At 69.3% G+C, this 15,458-nt stretch carries 14 protein-coding genes; 8 read left to right on the top strand and 6 right to left on the bottom strand.

The window, feature by feature from the left end; genetic code table 11:
• Positions 1-129: 129 nt before the first annotated feature.
• The gene (locus ACIPVN_RS01710; protein WP_400438616.1) at positions 130-558 is read left to right on the top strand and encodes an RDD family protein; all 429 of its coding nucleotides are present in this window, start codon (positions 130-132) and stop codon (positions 556-558) included.
• Positions 559-562: 4 nt separating this feature from the next.
• Here the strand turns inward: ACIPVN_RS01710 and ACIPVN_RS01715 are convergent, their stop codons facing one another.
• Positions 563-1,042: an ATP-dependent zinc protease gene (locus tag ACIPVN_RS01715; protein ID WP_400438619.1), complete on the bottom strand. Its 480-nt coding sequence runs from the start codon at positions 1,040-1,042 to the stop codon at positions 563-565.
• 25 nt (positions 1,043-1,067) lie between these two features.
• Here ACIPVN_RS01715 and ACIPVN_RS01720 point away from each other — a divergent pair, with 25 nt between their 5' ends.
• Positions 1,068-2,255, top strand: a complete 1,188-nt coding sequence (locus ACIPVN_RS01720) for a RimK family alpha-L-glutamate ligase (RefSeq protein WP_247622353.1) — start codon at positions 1,068-1,070, stop codon at positions 2,253-2,255.
• A gap of 61 nt (positions 2,256-2,316) precedes the next feature.
• Here the strand turns inward: ACIPVN_RS01720 and ACIPVN_RS01725 are convergent, their stop codons facing one another.
• On the bottom strand, positions 2,317-3,024 hold the full coding sequence (locus tag ACIPVN_RS01725) for a DUF4191 family protein (protein ID WP_400438624.1): 708 nt from the start codon (positions 3,022-3,024) through the stop codon (positions 2,317-2,319).
• A gap of 169 nt (positions 3,025-3,193) precedes the next feature.
• Here ACIPVN_RS01725 and ACIPVN_RS01730 point away from each other — a divergent pair, with 169 nt between their 5' ends.
• A complete protein-coding gene (locus ACIPVN_RS01730; RefSeq protein WP_400438627.1) occupies positions 3,194-4,672 on the top strand; it encodes a hypothetical protein in 1,479 nt (492 codons plus the stop codon).
• An 11-nt stretch (positions 4,673-4,683) separates the two neighbouring features.
• Here the strand turns inward: ACIPVN_RS01730 and sucB are convergent, their stop codons facing one another.
• The 3 genes from sucB to ACIPVN_RS01745 form a co-directional block, all read right to left on the bottom strand.
• Positions 4,684-6,411: a 2-oxoglutarate dehydrogenase, E2 component, dihydrolipoamide succinyltransferase gene (gene sucB / locus ACIPVN_RS01735; RefSeq protein WP_400438630.1), complete on the bottom strand. Its 1,728-nt coding sequence runs from the start codon at positions 6,409-6,411 to the stop codon at positions 4,684-4,686.
• 69 nt (positions 6,412-6,480) lie between these two features.
• Complete coding sequence (gene lpdA / locus ACIPVN_RS01740) at positions 6,481-7,854, bottom strand: dihydrolipoyl dehydrogenase (RefSeq protein WP_400438633.1); 1,374 nt, start codon at positions 7,852-7,854, stop codon at positions 6,481-6,483.
• A gap of 1 nt (position 7,855) precedes the next feature.
• Positions 7,856-9,328, bottom strand: a complete 1,473-nt coding sequence (locus tag ACIPVN_RS01745) for a leucyl aminopeptidase (protein WP_400438636.1) — start codon at positions 9,326-9,328, stop codon at positions 7,856-7,858.
• 114 nt (positions 9,329-9,442) lie between these two features.
• Here ACIPVN_RS01745 and ACIPVN_RS01750 point away from each other — a divergent pair, with 114 nt between their 5' ends.
• From ACIPVN_RS01750 to ACIPVN_RS01760, 3 genes are all read left to right on the top strand, one after another.
• Complete coding sequence (locus tag ACIPVN_RS01750) at positions 9,443-10,384, top strand: proteasome assembly chaperone family protein (RefSeq protein WP_400438639.1); 942 nt, start codon at positions 9,443-9,445, stop codon at positions 10,382-10,384.
• A gap of 168 nt (positions 10,385-10,552) precedes the next feature.
• The gene (locus ACIPVN_RS01755; RefSeq protein ID WP_400438641.1) at positions 10,553-11,797 is read left to right on the top strand and encodes an RNA polymerase sigma factor; all 1,245 of its coding nucleotides are present in this window, start codon (positions 10,553-10,555) and stop codon (positions 11,795-11,797) included.
• On the top strand, positions 11,797-12,489 hold the full coding sequence (locus tag ACIPVN_RS01760) for a coenzyme F420-0:L-glutamate ligase (protein WP_400443280.1): 693 nt from the start codon (positions 11,797-11,799) through the stop codon (positions 12,487-12,489). The genes ACIPVN_RS01755 and ACIPVN_RS01760 overlap by 1 nt, the downstream gene beginning before the upstream one ends.
• A 68-nt stretch (positions 12,490-12,557) precedes the next feature.
• On the opposite strand, the gene ACIPVN_RS01765 is transcribed toward ACIPVN_RS01760, so the two are convergent.
• Entirely contained in the window at positions 12,558-13,574 is a 1,017-nt protein-coding gene (locus tag ACIPVN_RS01765; protein ID WP_400438644.1) for a sugar-transfer associated ATP-grasp domain-containing protein, read from the bottom strand.
• Positions 13,575-13,657: 83 nt separating this feature from the next.
• Here ACIPVN_RS01765 and ACIPVN_RS01770 point away from each other — a divergent pair, with 83 nt between their 5' ends.
• Both ACIPVN_RS01770 and ACIPVN_RS01775 read left to right on the top strand, forming a co-directional pair.
• Positions 13,658-14,362, top strand: coding sequence for an alanine racemase C-terminal domain-containing protein (locus ACIPVN_RS01770; protein ID WP_400438647.1), 705 nt, complete (start codon positions 13,658-13,660; stop codon positions 14,360-14,362).
• On the top strand, positions 14,359-15,396 hold the full coding sequence (locus ACIPVN_RS01775) for an alanine racemase (RefSeq protein WP_400438650.1): 1,038 nt from the start codon (positions 14,359-14,361) through the stop codon (positions 15,394-15,396). Before ACIPVN_RS01770 ends, ACIPVN_RS01775 begins: the two co-directional genes overlap by 4 nt.
• The last annotated feature ends 62 nt before the right edge of the window (positions 15,397-15,458 follow it).

The following is a 15,458-nucleotide window of genomic DNA, read 5'->3' on the forward strand; positions in this document are numbered from 1 at the left end:
CGGATCGATGGCTTCGGGGCCACTCGCAGAGTACGGTCGGGGGATTTCTCCACGGTATCGACTTTGTTTCGGGCGTGTTACGGCGCCTCGCCGGTCGGGGCGCATATCGGCCCTCGGTAGGCTGGGGTGGTGACGGATGCTGTGAACTCTTACCCCGGTGAACGCCTCGGACTGCCCGCATCGGGTACGGGGAGTGTCGGGCGCCTCGGGCGACGCATCGGAGCACTCCTGATCGACTACGTCGCGGCGACGATCATCGCCACGGCGTTCCTCGGTTTCGACCAGTTCGCGCTCCCGGCCGAGGCGGGACTCAGCCAGTTCGGTCCGATGGCCGTGTTCGCCCTGCTGCAGATCCTGTTCATCCCCACGGCGGGTGGAAGCCCCGGGCACCGCATCCTCGGGATGCGAGTGGTGCGCCTCGACGGCGGCTGGGTGGGCCTGTGGCGTCCGATCGTCCGCACGGCGCTGCTCGTGGTCGTGATCCCCGCGGTGATCTTCGACGCCGACCAGCGCGGACTTCACGACAAGGTCGTGGGCACGGTGCTGATCCGCGCGTGAGCGGTCAGATCCTGCCGCGGTTCCGGCGACGAGCTTCACGCGGTGCCCGGCCCCCGAGGAACGATCGGGCGGGGTCGACGGAGAACCCCTGTCGGAGCGCTTCCCGTCCGATGAGCATGCGGAACCCCATCTCATCGCGATTGCTCAGCGTGACCTCCGCCCGCACTTCGCGGTCGACGAGACGGATGAGGAGCTCCACCACGAGGCGCTCCTGCGCGTGACCGGAAGAGCTGCGCACCGCGCGGCGATCGTGCACGGGGGACTCGACGACGACGGCATCCGCCTGACTGTCCTGCCAGGGCTTCACCTTGAATCTGACCCACGGGGAGCCGTCCTGCTCGAACTCGTGGATGTCGAACGCGTGGAGCGACGAGGTGCGTGCGCCCGTGTCGATCTTGGCCTTGATCCAGTCGACGCCGAGATCGGGCAGGCTCACCCATTCTCGCCACCCCGTAAGAGTGTTTGAATGGGATGTCTTCGTCACCCGACCATCCTGGCAGGAAATCTTCGTGAAGCTCGCAGTGCTCTCCCGTGCGCCTCAGGCGTACTCCACCCAGCGCCTCCGTGCCGCCGCACTCCAGCGCGGACACAACGTCAAGGTGCTGAACACTCTGCGCTTCGCGATCGACCTCACTGCGGACGAACCCGATCTCCACTACCGGGGGCGTCAGCTCAGCGATTACGACGCGATCCTGCCGCGCATCGGCAACTCGATCACGTACTTCGGCACCGCCGTCGTGCGGCAGTTCGAGCAGATGGACGTCTACACGCCGAACACGGCCAACGGCATCTCGAGCGCCCGTGACAAGCTGCGCGCGAACCAGATCCTGTCGCGACACAACATCGCCATGCCGCCGACGGCCTTCGTGCGCAACCGCGCCGACGTGCGTCCGGCCATCGAGCGCGTCGGCGGGGCGCCCGTCGTCATCAAGCTCCTCGAGGGCACCCAGGGGATCGGCGTGATCCTCGCCCCGCAGGTGAAGGTGGCGGAAGCCATCATCGAGACCCTGCACTCCACGAAGCAGAACGTGCTGATCCAGAAGTTCATCGCCGAGAGCCGTGGGCGCGACATCCGCGCGCTCGTCGTCGGCGATCGCGTCGTCGCGGCGATGCGCCGTTCGGCAGCGGGCGACGAATTCCGATCGAACGTGCACCGCGGCGGATCGGTCGAGGCGGTCGAGCTCGATCCCGTGTACGAGCGCGCCGCGGTCCGGTCTGCTCAGATCATGGGTCTGCGCGTCGCCGGCGTCGACATGCTCGAGGGTGACGACGGACCCCTCGTGATGGAGGTGAACTCGTCCCCGGGGCTCCAGGGCATCGAAACGGCGACCAAGCTCGACGTCGCGGGAGCGATCATCGACTACATCGCCGGACAGGTCGCGTTCCCCGAGATAGACGTGCGTCAGCGCCTCACGGTCTCGACCGGTTACGGCGTCGCGGAGCTGATGGTGCACGGTGCCGTCGATCTCGTGGGCAAGACGCTCGGCGAGGCCGGCCTGTGGGAGCGCGACATCACGGTGCTCACGCTGCACCGCGGGGTCACGGTGATTCCCAACCCGCGCAAGCACGTGGTGCTCGAGGCCGATGACCGGCTGTTCTGTTTCGGAAAGCTCGACGAGATGCGCTCGATGGTTCCCGAGCGCCGCCGTCGGCGCGCCAAGGTGCGTCGGCTGCCCCGTCAGCCGCTCTCGGAGTGAGAGAAGCGCGGCCGTCCCCGAGGGGCACGGCCGCGCTTCGTCCTTCTTCGGCTGTCGGCGCTCAGCGCGGACGCTGGGCGCGCACCTTGGTCGGGTCGATCCCCTTCGGGATCGGCAGCGACGACAGCGACTGCGACACCGATTCGATGCGGCGGATGACCGCGGCCATCGTCGCCTTGTCGATCGCCTTCGGGATCTTCTTGATCGTCTTGGCGAGATCCGAGATCGCGACCTCGTCATCGCCGTGGCCGACGTAGAGCACCGTGACGGGAACGCCGTTGGCCACGCGCTGCGCCTTGCTGCGCTCCTCGTTGATCAGGCGGGTGAGGCGTCCGCGCGCGCCCTCGCCGACGACGACGATACCGCCGCGGCCCACCGCGCGGTAGACGGCCTCCTGGGTCTTGGGGTTGATGCCGACCGGGGTGTCGGAGGCCTGCCAGCGGCGGCCGAGGCTGGTGCTGAGGACGTGGCCGGTGGCGCCGGGCATGCCGTCGATCTTCGTGTACATCGCCGATGTCGACAGGCGCGTCATCAGGAACATCGCGGCGAGGACGCCGAGCATGAGGCCGGTGATGCCCCAGAGCAGAAGAGTCCACCACTGCAGTGGCGGGATCAGATACCCGACGACGAGCCCGATGAGGATGCCGCCGATGAGGATCGCGAGCTGCGCCCAGGGCAGCCAGGGGTACGCCTCCTTGGTGAACCTGAAGAGGGACTTGATCTGGGAGAAGAACCCAGGACGCTTCTCGGGTTCGGGAGTCTTTGCCATAGGGACAAGCCTACCGAGTCCCCGGTGCCGCTGAAGCCGTCGTTCGCGCCGAGCGGAGAGCGACAGGCCGGGCGTCTACCGCTCCTGCACAGTGCACGGATCGCGCGAATCCATCCCCACCAGCCGGTTTCCCCCTCTCGAGGCCGAGCCGTTGCGCTGTCATAGAGGCATGACAGATGACCTACACGGCGCCCCGGCACCGCCGCTCGTGCCGGATGCCCATCGCATCATCCGCACCCTCGACGCGGCGGAGACTCCGTTCGGCGGACTGCTCGTCACCCGCGGGGAGGGCGTGGCGGTGCAGGTCGACGCCGGCATGCTCGCGGGATGGGCGGGCTGGGGCTTCGCCGGCGCCGAGCACATCGCCGCACCGCTCGACGTCGTACGACGTCGGGACGGGCACGACGCTCTGCTGCCGTGGTGCACCGAGAGGGTCGCGAGTCTTCTCGCACGTCGACTCGTCGTCGACGAGCATCTGTCGTTGGGGGAGTGCAGCACGCTCGTGGCGAGCGTGCTGCGCGGGATCGACGAACTCGGGGAGCCAGGGGCTCGTGAGAGCGGCACCTGGTGGGTCACCGGGGAGGGACGCCCCGTGTTCGTCGTCGGGGAGGGGGAGGCTGCGTGCGTGGGAGCGGCGCGCGTGGTCGAGCTCGTCGCGGAGGGGTGCCGCGACAGGGGAATGGGTCGCGTCCTCGCTCAGGTGCAGATGGGGCTGCATCTGGGCGAGGCGCAACCACGCATACCGCAGCGTCAGATCGAGGAATGGGAGGCTGCCCTCCTGCGGATCGCCGCTCCTCGTCCTTTGCGGTGCGACGTGCTGGCGCCCGCGCGCGCCCAGGATGTCGCCCGCGCGGCGAATGCTCGACCGAGCGAGCGGGAGGCGCTCGGGCGTCGGGGCTCGGCAGCGCGCGTGACCATGCGATCCCGGCGGTCCCGAAGGGCGCAGAAGTCGTCCCTCGTCGGTGACGTGCTCGGGGTGATACGACGGAACGTGACGGAGGTGCTGCGGCGCATCGCGGCTGTGTTGCCGGACCGCGATCGTCGCTGGTCGGTTCATCGGACGGTTGCACCGACGACGGACGCAGTGAGGAGCCGGGCCACCCGTGGCTCGGCGGTTGGTTCTCGGCGTCGCAGTCTTCTGATCGCCGGTGCCGCTGCGATGGCGGTGCTGGCGGGCGGATTGCTCTGGCCCGGAGGGGAATCGGGAGAGGCCGCCGAAGGGCAGGGCGAGGCATCCCCGGCCTCGCACGCGAGCGCGACCACCGAGCCGATGGCCGGCGACGAGAGTCCGAGGGGAGAGAGAGCGAAATCGACGGCGACGGCGACCGCGGCACCGGGAGCGGACACCGGGATCACCAGCGCAGCGCCGATCGCGGCGGCGCCCTCACTGCTCAGCGGGGCGGCCGCCTGCGTGGAGGCTGCGGCCGTGTCATGCCCGGAGGTCATCGCCGAAGGATCGACGGTCGGCGTTGCGGAGTTGGCCGCGATCGCCGATGCGGAACCGTCGATCGCTCCGGTCGACGAGTACGGTGACGTCGCGGTGCTCCGTGCGGAGTCCGCGGCGGTGTCGCGCATTCTCGTTCTCGTGCGGGTGAACGAGAAATGGCTGGTCCGCGACGTGTACGACGTCGCGGACCAGCCAGAATGAGGCGTCGGTCGTCAGGCCCCGAGCTGAGCGGCGAACTCCGCCGACTCGAGGCGGGCCTTCACCGCGCCGAGGAAGCGGGCTGCGTCCGCACCATCGATGATGCGGTGGTCGTACGAGAGCGCGAGGTACACGTACGAGCGGATCGCGATCGCGTCCGAACCGCCGACCTTGACCAAGCCCGGACGCTTGACGACCGTTCCCGTGCCGAGGATCGCCGACTGCGGCAGGAAGACGACGGGGGTATCGAAGAGCGCGCCACGCGAACCGGTGTTCGTCAGCGTGAACGTTCCGCCGGCGAGCTCGTCGGGCTTCAACTTGTTGTCGCGCGTGCGGGCCGCGAGATCGGCGATCTCATGCGCGATCTCGGCGATGTTCTTCGACGCTGCGTCGCGCAGCACCGGGGTCAGCAGGCCACGCTCGGTGTCGACGGCGATCGAGAGGTTCTCGGTCGCCGGGTACACGATCTGGTCGCCGTCGACCGTGGAGTTCACGATCGGGAAGGCACGCAGAGCCTCAGCAGCGGCGAGAGCGAAGAACGGCAGGAACGAGAGCTTGTCGCCCGTCTTCTGCAGGAACGACGCCTTCACGCTGTCGCGGTACTCCGCGAGAGCCGTGACGTCGACCTCCACGACGGTGGTCAGCTGAGCCGTCTGCTGCATCGAGGCGACAGCGCGCTCTGCCAGCACCTTGCGCAGGCGCGACATCGGCTGGGTCGTGCCCCGCAGCGGCGACACCTCCAGGGGAGCCGGCGCGGCGGGAGCCGCAGCGGCCGGAGCGGAGCCGGCCGACTCGGCGGCCTTCAGCACGTCTTCCTTGCGGATGCGTCCGCCGACGCCGGTGCCGGTCACCGAGGCGAGATCGACACCCTGCTGGGACGCCAGACGACGCACGAGCGGAGTGACGTACAGGTTGTCGTTCTCGGCGGCCGGAGCCTGCGCCGCAGCAGGTGCCGGAGTGGCGGCAGGTGCCGGAGTGGCGGCAGGTGCCGGAGTGGCGGCAGGTGCCGGGGCCGCGGCAGGTGCCGGAGCGGCGGCAGGTGCCGGAGCCGGGGCAGCCTCGGGTGCGGGGGCGGCGGCCTCGGGCGCGGCCGGCGCCGCGGTGGGAGCGGCGCCCGATCCGATGCGTGCGAGCACCGCGCCGACCGAGATCGTCTCGTCTTCGGCGGCGAGGATCTCCTGCAGAACGCCGGCGACGGGCGACGGGATCTCGGTGTCGACCTTGTCGGTCGAGATCTCGAGGAGGGCCTCGTCGACCGCGACCTCGTCGCCGACCTGCTTGAGCCAGCGAGTGACGGTGCCCTCGGTCACGCTCTCGCCGAGCTCGGGGAGGACGATGTCCTTGGCGTCTCCGGCCGGAGCGGTGGCGGCAGCCGGAGCGGGCTCCGCGGCCGGTGCGGCAGCGGTTTCGGCCGGTTCGGCTGCGGCGGGTGCGGCTTCGGCGGGTGCGGCCTCGGCCGCGGGAGCAGCGGCTTCGGGGGCGTCGGCGGTCGGTGCGGGCGCGCTGCCGTCGCCGATGCGGGCGAGGAGGGCGCCGACCTCGACGGTCTCGTCCTCGGCGACCAGGATCTCCTCGATCACGCCGGTGACCGGCGAGGGGATCTCGGTGTCGACCTTGTCGGTCGAGATCTCGAGCAGGCCCTCGTCCGCCTGCACAGTGTCACCCACCTGCTTGAGCCAGCGGGTGACCGTACCCTCTGTAACGCTCTCTCCGAGCGGGGGGAGGATAACGGATGTGCTCATGACGGAGTCTCCTTAAAAAAGTTGTTCAAACGCGTGTCTAGCTTAGTGACCCTGGGCACCGGTTGGTGTTCAGAGGGCGTGCAGGGGTTTGCCCGCGAGGGCGAGGAAGGCTTCTCCGAGCGCTTCGCTCTGCGTCGGATGCGCGTGGATGAGGGGCGCGATGTCCTCGGGGTGCGCCTCCCACGCGACGGCCAGCTGGCCCTCGGTGATGAGCTCGCCGACGCGATCTCCCAGCAGGTGCACGCCGAGGACGGGCCCGTCCTTGCGGCGTACGACCTTGACCAGGCCGCCGGTGCCGATGATCTCGCTCTTGCCGTTGCCGGCGAGGTTGTACTCGTACGAGACGATCCCGTCCGCGCCGTGCTCGGCGATCGCGGCCTCCTCCGTCGCACCCACCGAGGCGACCTCGGGACTGGAGTAGGTGACCTTCGGGATCTGGCTGTCGGGGACGTTCACGGGCGACAGGCCCGCGATCCGCTCCGCGACCGCGATCCCCTGCTGGAAGCCGCGGTGCGCGAGCTGGAGGCCGGGCACGATGTCCCCGACTGCCCACACCCCGGGAACGCCGGTGCGCAGATCGTGGTCGACGCTCACGAAGCCGCGGTCGAGCGCCACACCTGCCTCCTCGAAGCCGAGGTCGGCGGTCACCGGGCCGCGGCCGACCGCGACGAGCAGGTAGTCCGCGGTGAACTCCTTGCCGTCCTCGAGGGTCACGGTCACCGAGGTGTCGTCCTGGGTCGCGGTCTGGAAGCGGGTGCCGAGCGAATACTGGATCCCGCGACGGCGGAAGGCGCGCTCGAGCCCCTTGCTCATCGCGATGTCCTCGTTCGGCACGAGATGGGGAAGAGCCTCGATGATGGTCACCTCGGCGCCGAACGAGCGCCAGACGCTCGCGAACTCGACCCCGATGACGCCCCCGCCGAGGACGAGGACGCTCTTCGGCACCTCGTCGAGGGCGAGAGCGTGCTCACTCGTGAGGATGCGCCCGCCGATCTCGAGCCCCGGGAGCGTGCGGCTGTACGAGCCCGTCGCGAGAACGACGTCGGCGCCGACGTAGACGTCGTCCCCGACGCTCACGCTGCGATCGGCGTTCAGCCGTCCCGTGCCCGCCACGGTCGTGATGCCGCGGGCTTTGACGAGCCCCTCGAGGCCTTTGAACTTCTTCGCGACGATGCCTTCGCGGTATGCGCGTACGCCCGCGGCGTCGATCCCGTCGAAGGATGCGGTCACACCGACCGCGGCCGCGTCGCGCACGTGCTCCGCGACCTCGGCGGCGTGCAGCAGGGCCTTCGTCGGGATGCATCCGCGGTGCAGGCAGGTGCCGCCGACCTTGTCCTTCTCGATCAGGGCGACGGACTTGCCGAGTTCGCTCGCACGCAGTGCTGCCGCGTAGCCGCCGCTGCCGCCGCCCAGGACCACGATGTCGAAGGTGTGCGTCGTCATGTCAGGCCTCCTGTGCCGATGCGGCCGCGAAGGCGACGATCGACCGGACCATCGCCCCGGTCGGGCCCTTCTCGGTGTATCCGAACGGCGCACTGCCGTTCTCGCCGGAACCGGCGATGTCGAGGTGCACCCAGGGGATGCGCGGAGCGTCCGTGTCGTCGGAGACACGGCCGACGAATCGACGGAGGAACAGCCCCGCGAAGGAAGCACCGGCCGCTCGGTCGCTCATGTTCGCGTTGATGAGATCGGCGATGGGGGAGTCGAGGGAATCCTCCATGTAATCCGGCAGCGGCATCCGCCACGCCGGTTCGTCGACGGACTCGGCAGCCGCGAGGAAGCGCGTCACCGTGTCGTCGTCGCCCATGACACCGGTGTGGCGGTGACCGAGCGCCATGACGATCGCTCCGGTGAGGGTGGCGACGTCGATGATCACGTCGGGCTTCTCACGGCTCGCCGCGACGAGGCCGTCGGCCATCACCAGACGGCCCTCGGCATCCGTATTGAGCACCTCGACCGTGGTGCCGTCGAGCATCCGCAGCACATCGCCGGGGCGCGTCGCGCGGCCGGACGGCATGTTGTCGGCGATGCAGAGCCACGCCGTGACCCGCACGGGGAGCGCCAGCGTCGCGATCGCGCGAAGCGCGGCGAGGCTGGTGGCGGCACCCGCCATGTCGAACTTCATCCCCACCATCGATGCCGCGGGCTTCAGCGAGAGCCCGCCCGTGTCGAAGGTGATGCCCTTGCCGACCAGGGCGATATGCCGCGTCGCGCCGGCGGGGGAGTAGTCGAGGCGAACGAGGCGCGGGGGGCGGTCGGACCCCTGCCCGACGCCCAGGATGCCGCCGAAACCCTGGTCTGCCAGGGCCGACTCGTCGAGGATCTCGACGGTGACGTCGAGATCGGCGACGCTGTCGAGCGCGCTCTGGGCGAGGTCGGCCGGGCTCTGCCACTCGGCTGGGACGTTCACGAGATCCTTCACCAGCGCCACGGCGTCGCCCATGGCCTGGATCCGGGCGACCGAGTCGTCGTCGAGCGCACCGTGCAGGATGACGGCGGAGGCACGGGCGGCGGGCTTCGTGGAGCGATAGCCATCGAAGCGGTGGCCACCCAGAACGGCGCCTTCCGCCGCTGCTTCGGCGTACTCCTCCAGGCCGGGCGCCAGAGCCAGCGACACCGTCGAGAAGCCGGTCAGCGTGCGCAGCGCCGCGCCTGCCGCGTTCCGCACCGCTTCGGCCGACGGGGTGGATCCGATGCCGACCACGGCGAACGGCAGGCTCGTCACCTCGGGGGCATGCACTCGTGCGAAGGCGGAGGCCGAGCCGGTGAAACCCACCGCGGCGAGGGCCTCGGCGAGACCGGGATACGACTCGAGCGACGTCGCCGCATCGGCGAGGTCGGGCACGACGAGCACTGCGGCATCGGCAGCGCTTCCGGGGAACTGATCGGGGGTGTGCGAGAGCACGGGAAGCGTCATGCCCTCCATCCTAGGCAAGCCGCAGGCGGCACGGGCGCGGACGGGCGGGGGTGTGTTCGCTCTCAGCAAGACCCCGCCAGCCCGTGCGTGCCGCCGTGCTCGTAGCATGGAGGAATGCCCTTCTCCGGTGAGATCCACGAACGAGTCGCGAACGCTCCGGCGGTGCCGCCCGGACTTCCGCTGGTCATGCTGCTGACCGGCTTCACGGATGCGGGCAACGCCGTCTCCGGACTCATCGAGCACCTCCGCGAGACCGCCGACCCGCAGCCCGTGGTGGTGTTCGACAACGACGTGCTGCTCGACTACCGCGCCCGCCGTCCGGTGATCTCGTTCGATCAGGATCACCTGACGCAGTTCCGACCCGCCAGGCTCGAGCTCTCCCTCGCGACCGACGCCCTGGGGCAGCCGTTCCTGCTGCTCGCCGGCTACGAGCCCGACTTCGCCTGGAACGCCTTCGCCCGCACGGTGCTCGACCTCGCCACCGAGTTCGAGGTCTCGGGACTGAACTGGGTGCACTCGATCGCGATGCCGGTACCGCACACCCGCCCGATCGGCACCACCGTCAGTGGCAACCGTCGCGACCTCAGCGTCGTGCATTCCGTCTGGCGCCCGCGCACCCAGGTGCCGGCGACGGCCGGGCACCTCCTGGAGTTCCGGTTCGCGGAGCGCGGCGATCGCGCCGTCGGGTTCGTGCTGCTCGTTCCCCACTACCTCGCCGAGACCGAGAACCCGAACGCCGTGATCGCCGCGGCCGAGAAGCTCATGGCGTCGACCGGGCTCGTGCTCATGCTCGATGAGATCCAGGAACGCCGCGAGGACTACCTCGCCAAGATCGACGAGCAGGTTGTCGGTAACGAGGAACTGCAGCAGATGGTGCACAACCTCGAGCGTCGGTACGACGCGTACATGGCCGGCCGCAACCCCGAGGACGGTACCTACGACGAGGGTGGCTTCAACGAGCGCGACCTCCCCAGCGCCGACGAGCTCGCCGCCGAACTCGAGCGCTACCTCGCCTCCCGGCCGTCGGGAGACGACGACAAGTCGGGGCGCGGGTGACGTTCGACGCCACGATCTCGGCACGAATGCACCCGCTTCCTTCCACGTGTGCGATACTGGGTGTCTGACCCGTTGTCAATCGTTCCTTCCGGGGAGCGGACTTGACAAGGGTCTTACTAGTGTCCGAAATGTCCCGGAGGGGCTCTGCCGCTCCGTGAAAGGCGAAACGTGACTCCTGCCACGACCAACAAATCCCGGACGAAGAAGACTGCCGACGACGCCGACCTCGACGTGAAGGCCGAGGTCGAAGAGAAGGTTGCTCCCAAGACCGCCGCCAAGCGCGCGGCCGCGAAGCGCGCCCCGGTCAAGAAGAAGAAGGCGGACGACATCGTCGAAGATGACGACGCCCCCGCCGCCGCGAACGACGACGCCTCGGGCGACGATGAGGATGACGACGGCAGCAAGCCCAAGTTCACCGAGCCGCTGCCGACCGGCGCCATCGTCATCTCGTCGAACGACGACGAGGACGTCCCGGTCTACTCGACGCAGATCACCGGCGCGACCGCCGACCCGGTCAAGGACTACCTGAAGCAGATCGGAAAGGTCGCGCTGCTGAACGCGGCCGAAGAGGTCGAGCTCGCGATGCGCATCGAGGCGGGTCTCTTCGCCGAGGAGAAGCTGTCGTCGATGACCGCTGCCGAGAAGACGAGCCAGCTCGGACTCGACCTGCAGTGGGTCGCCCGCGACGGTCAGCGCGCGAAGAGCCACCTGCTCGGCGCGAACCTCCGTCTCGTCGTCTCGCTCGCCAAGCGCTACACCGGCCGCGGCATGCAGTTCCTGGATCTCATCCAGGAGGGCAACCTGGGGCTCATCCGCGCGGTCGAGAAATTCGACTACACCAAGGGTTTCAAGTTCTCGACGTACGCCACCTGGTGGATCCGTCAGGCGATCACCCGCGCCATGGCCGATCAGGCCCGCACCATCCGCATCCCGGTGCACATGGTCGAGGTCATCAACAAGCTCGCCCGCGTCCAGCGCCAGATGCTGCAGGACCTCGGCCGCGAGCCCACCCCCGAAGAGCTGAGCCGCGAACTCGACATGACGCCCGAGAAGGTCGTCGAGGTGCAGAAGTACGGGCGCGAGCCCATCTCGCTGCACACGCCGCTGGGTGAAGACGGCGACAGCGAGTTCGGCGATCTCATCGAAGACACCGAGGCCGTAGTCCCGGCCGACGCGGTGGGCTTCACGATGCTGCAGCGTCAGCTCGAGCAACTGCTCGACTCGCTGTCGGAGCGGGAGGCGGGAGTCATCCGCATGCGCTTCGGCCTCGGCGACGGGCAGCCCAAGACGCTCGATCAGATCGGCGACACCTTCGGCGTGACGCGCGAGCGAATCCGTCAGATCGAGTCCAAGACGATGGCGAAGCTGCGCCACCCGAGCCGCTCGCAGTCGCTGCGGGACTACCTCGAGTGATGCAGGCGAACGAGGGCAAGGCGCTCGAGACCAGCGTCGACGGGAAGACCTTCGCGCGCATCCCGCTGCGTACACGCGTCGTGATGCCGAACGACGACATCGACCAGGTCATCACCGAATACGCGGCGTCCGCCGTGCAGCCGGGTGATCTGCTGTTCGTCACCGAGAAGATCGTGGCGATCACGCAGGGGCGCTCCTACCGTCTCGACGAGATCCAGCCGCGCAAGCTCGCGCTGTTCCTGTCGAAGTACGTCACCCGCACCCCGTACGGGATCGGGCTCGGCATGCCGGAGACGATGGAGATGGCGCTTCGCGAATGCGGCACTCCGCGGATCCTCTTCGCCGCCGCGGTGTCGGCGGTGACGAAGGCGTTCGGCCGACGCGGTGACTTCTACCGCATCGCCGGCGACAAGGCGCGCGCGATCGACGGACCCACCAAGCACACGATCCCGCCCTACAACCAGGCGGTCGTGCTCGGGCCGAAGAACCCGCGAGAGGTCGCCGCGCGACTCAAGGCACTGCTGGGCGGCACGGCGGAGGTCGCCGTCGTCGACATCAACGACATCGGCGGGAACATCCTCGGATCGACCCTCGATAAGGACGGCGAACGCCGACTCGTCAAGATCCTCGGCGACAACCCGCTCGGTCAGGGCCTGGAGTCCACGCCGTTGGGCATCGTCCGCGAGATCTGACCGCTCGCGGGCGCGACACGAGAAAGGGCCCCGGATGCTTCGGCATCCGGGGCCCTTCCGTCTGTGTCTCAGAAGCCGATGACCTCGCGATAGCGCGGCTTGTGCCCCGTGCGGATACCCGTCACGCTCGGCTTGTTCTCATACACTCCCGCGCCCCAGTTGCCCTCGACGAGGACAGGGCCGTCGGGGGAGACGACGATGTCCCAACCGACGTACTGCACCTGCGGAACGACGCGTGCGACCTGATCGATGAAGGCGCGCACCTCATCCATGTACGGCAGCTGGAAGTCTGCGATCCGGAAGCCGGAGTCGGGGTGCGTCTCGTGAACGTGCCCGTGGGAGTCGTACCCGGCGCCCACGGCGTGGCCGTTCTGGTCGAGCATCGTGTAGAAGCCGCCGAAAGTCATCTGATCGCTCACCGCCCCGCGACCGAACTTCTGCGCCATCGCGAGGATATGCGCCTTCTCTCCGTCGAAAAACGCCGTGATCCTGGTGGTGTTGACGGTGCCGGGGCAGACCGCGGCGAGGGCGTCGTGCTGGCGGATGACCTCTTCGATGAGGAGTTCGCCCCGATTGAGGAGCCCGCGGTGGAATTCGTCCCAGTCCTCGATGTCGGCCGCGTGGTAGCGGTGCACACCGGTGCCGGCCTGGCCGACCGGCTCCTTGGTGACGATCGTGCCGAGACGCTGCGTGAGTTCGCGCACGGCGTCGGCGTTGCCCTCCTCGACCACCAGCCACTCCCGATGCAGGTGGGCGGAGAAGTGCTTGTCGAACTCCACCTTGTCCTGGAAGATCCACCGGAAGTCGGGGTGGTCGTAGCGCTGAGACAGCTGGTTGGAGACGGGGTGGGTCATGTACGTCTCACGCTCCGCGCGCGTGAGCATCGCGAAGTCGTAGTCGATGTAGTCCTGGAATCCGACGTTGTGCCGTGCCGCCGACCAGAGCATGTCGACGACGATGGCGGGCACGGCCTTGTGGTGCTGCTCGGACGCCTCCTTCGCGCGTTCGACGACCGATCCGACATCGATGCGCCGTGCGCGTCCCATCAGATAGCGGATGCGGGGCGCGAGGGAAAGACGTGACATGTGACTCCGAAGGTGAGAGGGGTTCTCCCCAGTCTACGGTGGGCGCCGGTCGGCGCCTGGGAGACACCGATAGGCTGGAAAGCGTGCGTGAGACGACTTCGAGTGCCCGTCCTCGGGCGATGATCTCCCGCTCCGCTCTGGCCTCCGGCGCTGCCGCTGCGCTCCACGCGGGCGGGAGCGTCGCCGACCTGCGACGCGATGCCTGGGGGCACGGCGTGCTCGCCGTCGCGCACGCGGTGACGGCGGCCGGCGCGGAGGGCGTGCTCGTCGATTCGCAGGGCGTGCTCGAGGCACTGGCGCTCGAAGGAATCGAGGCGACGCTCGACGACGAGGCCGACATCGACTCCGCCCTGCTCTACGGCCTTCCCGATCGCGACGGCGCGGTGCCGGTCCGAGCCGTGATGCGCCTGCACGGGCTCGTGCTCTCGACCAAGCGCCTGCGGGCGGGCGATGCAGTGTCGTACGGCTACACGTTCCGGGCGGAGACCGACACCACGGTGGCGCTCATCACCGGCGGTTACGCCCAAGGAATCATGCGGGCCCTCGGTAATCGCGCGTCCGTCGAGATCGACGGACGCGAGTGTCCGATCGTCGGGCGTGTCGCGATGGACGTCTGCGTTGTCGATCTCGGCGGGGCGGATGCCGCGGTCGGAACCGAAGCGACCTACTTCGGCGGCGCGGGTCCCGCCGCCCCCGGATTGGCGCGATGGGCCGAGGTCACCGGGCTCACGATGCCCGAGCTCGTCACGGTCGCCGGCATCCATGCGGATCGGGGGTGGGAGGTATGACGCGTCCCGAACTGCGGCTCGACGGAAACGTGCTGCGTGCCAACATCGCCGCGGTGCGGCGGCGTATCGCGCCGTCCGAGCTCATGCTCGTCGTGAAGGACGACGCGTACGGCCACGGCCTGCCGTGGGCGGTCGAGACGGCGATCGAGTCCGGCGTGGGCTGGATCGGGAGCTTCGACGTGCGCAGCGCCATCGACGTGCGGCGGGTCGCGGGCGGCCGCGCGCGCATCTTCGCGTGGGCGACCTCCACCGACGCGGAGATCGACGAGGCGCTGCTGCACGACGTCGACCTGGGCATCGGCACGGCGGAATACCTCGAGCGGGTGATCGACCGCGCGGCGGCGATGGAGGTGCGCGCGCGCGTGCACCTCAAGATCGACACCGGCCTGCACCGCAGCGGCATCCTGCCGGAGGACTGGGCGGATGCCGTCGCGACCGCACGGGCCGCCGAGGCCGCCGGTGCGCTGGAGGTCGTCGGCGTCTGGAGCCACATCGCGGAAGCGAGCGATGCCGAGGACGACGAGGCCCAGGCGGTCTTCCTCGAGGCGGTGCGACACGTCGGCGACACCGGTGCTGCTCCGACCTTCCTCCATCTGACGGCGTCCGCTGCCTCGTGGTGGCGGCCCGAGTTGCGCGGCTCGCTCTCACGGATCGGCGCGTTCTGCTACGGCGTCCGCTCGGCCGACGGTCCTGAGCTCGACGGCATCCGTCCGGTCGCGACGCTGACCGCCTCGGTGGTCGACGTCGTCGACGGCGACGCGATCGTGGCGATCGGGAGCTTCGACGGCATCCCCTCGACTCTCGCGGGTGTCGCCGTCGGCACCCCGCAGGGCGCGCGGGAGCTGCGCAGCATCGATCACACCCGGAGCGTCGTCGCGGGGTGGCCGGGCGCGGCCGTGGGTGACGTCGTGCGCTTCTTCGGTGCGGGCGAGTGGGGGGAGTCGTCTGCGACGACGCTCGCCGAGCGGATCGACACCGTGGGCGAGGAGATCCTCACCCGGCTGACCTCGCGCGTGCGCCGCGTCGTGATCTGACGTAGAAGCAGGGACGCACTCGCGGCGCTGCGCGGGGGCATGCAGAAGGCCCTCGACGCGTC

Origin of the sequence: Microbacterium sp. NPDC090003 (assembly GCF_044748385.1) — a bacterium.
In the GTDB taxonomy this organism is placed as follows: Bacteria; Actinomycetota; Actinomycetes; order Actinomycetales; family Microbacteriaceae; genus Microbacterium.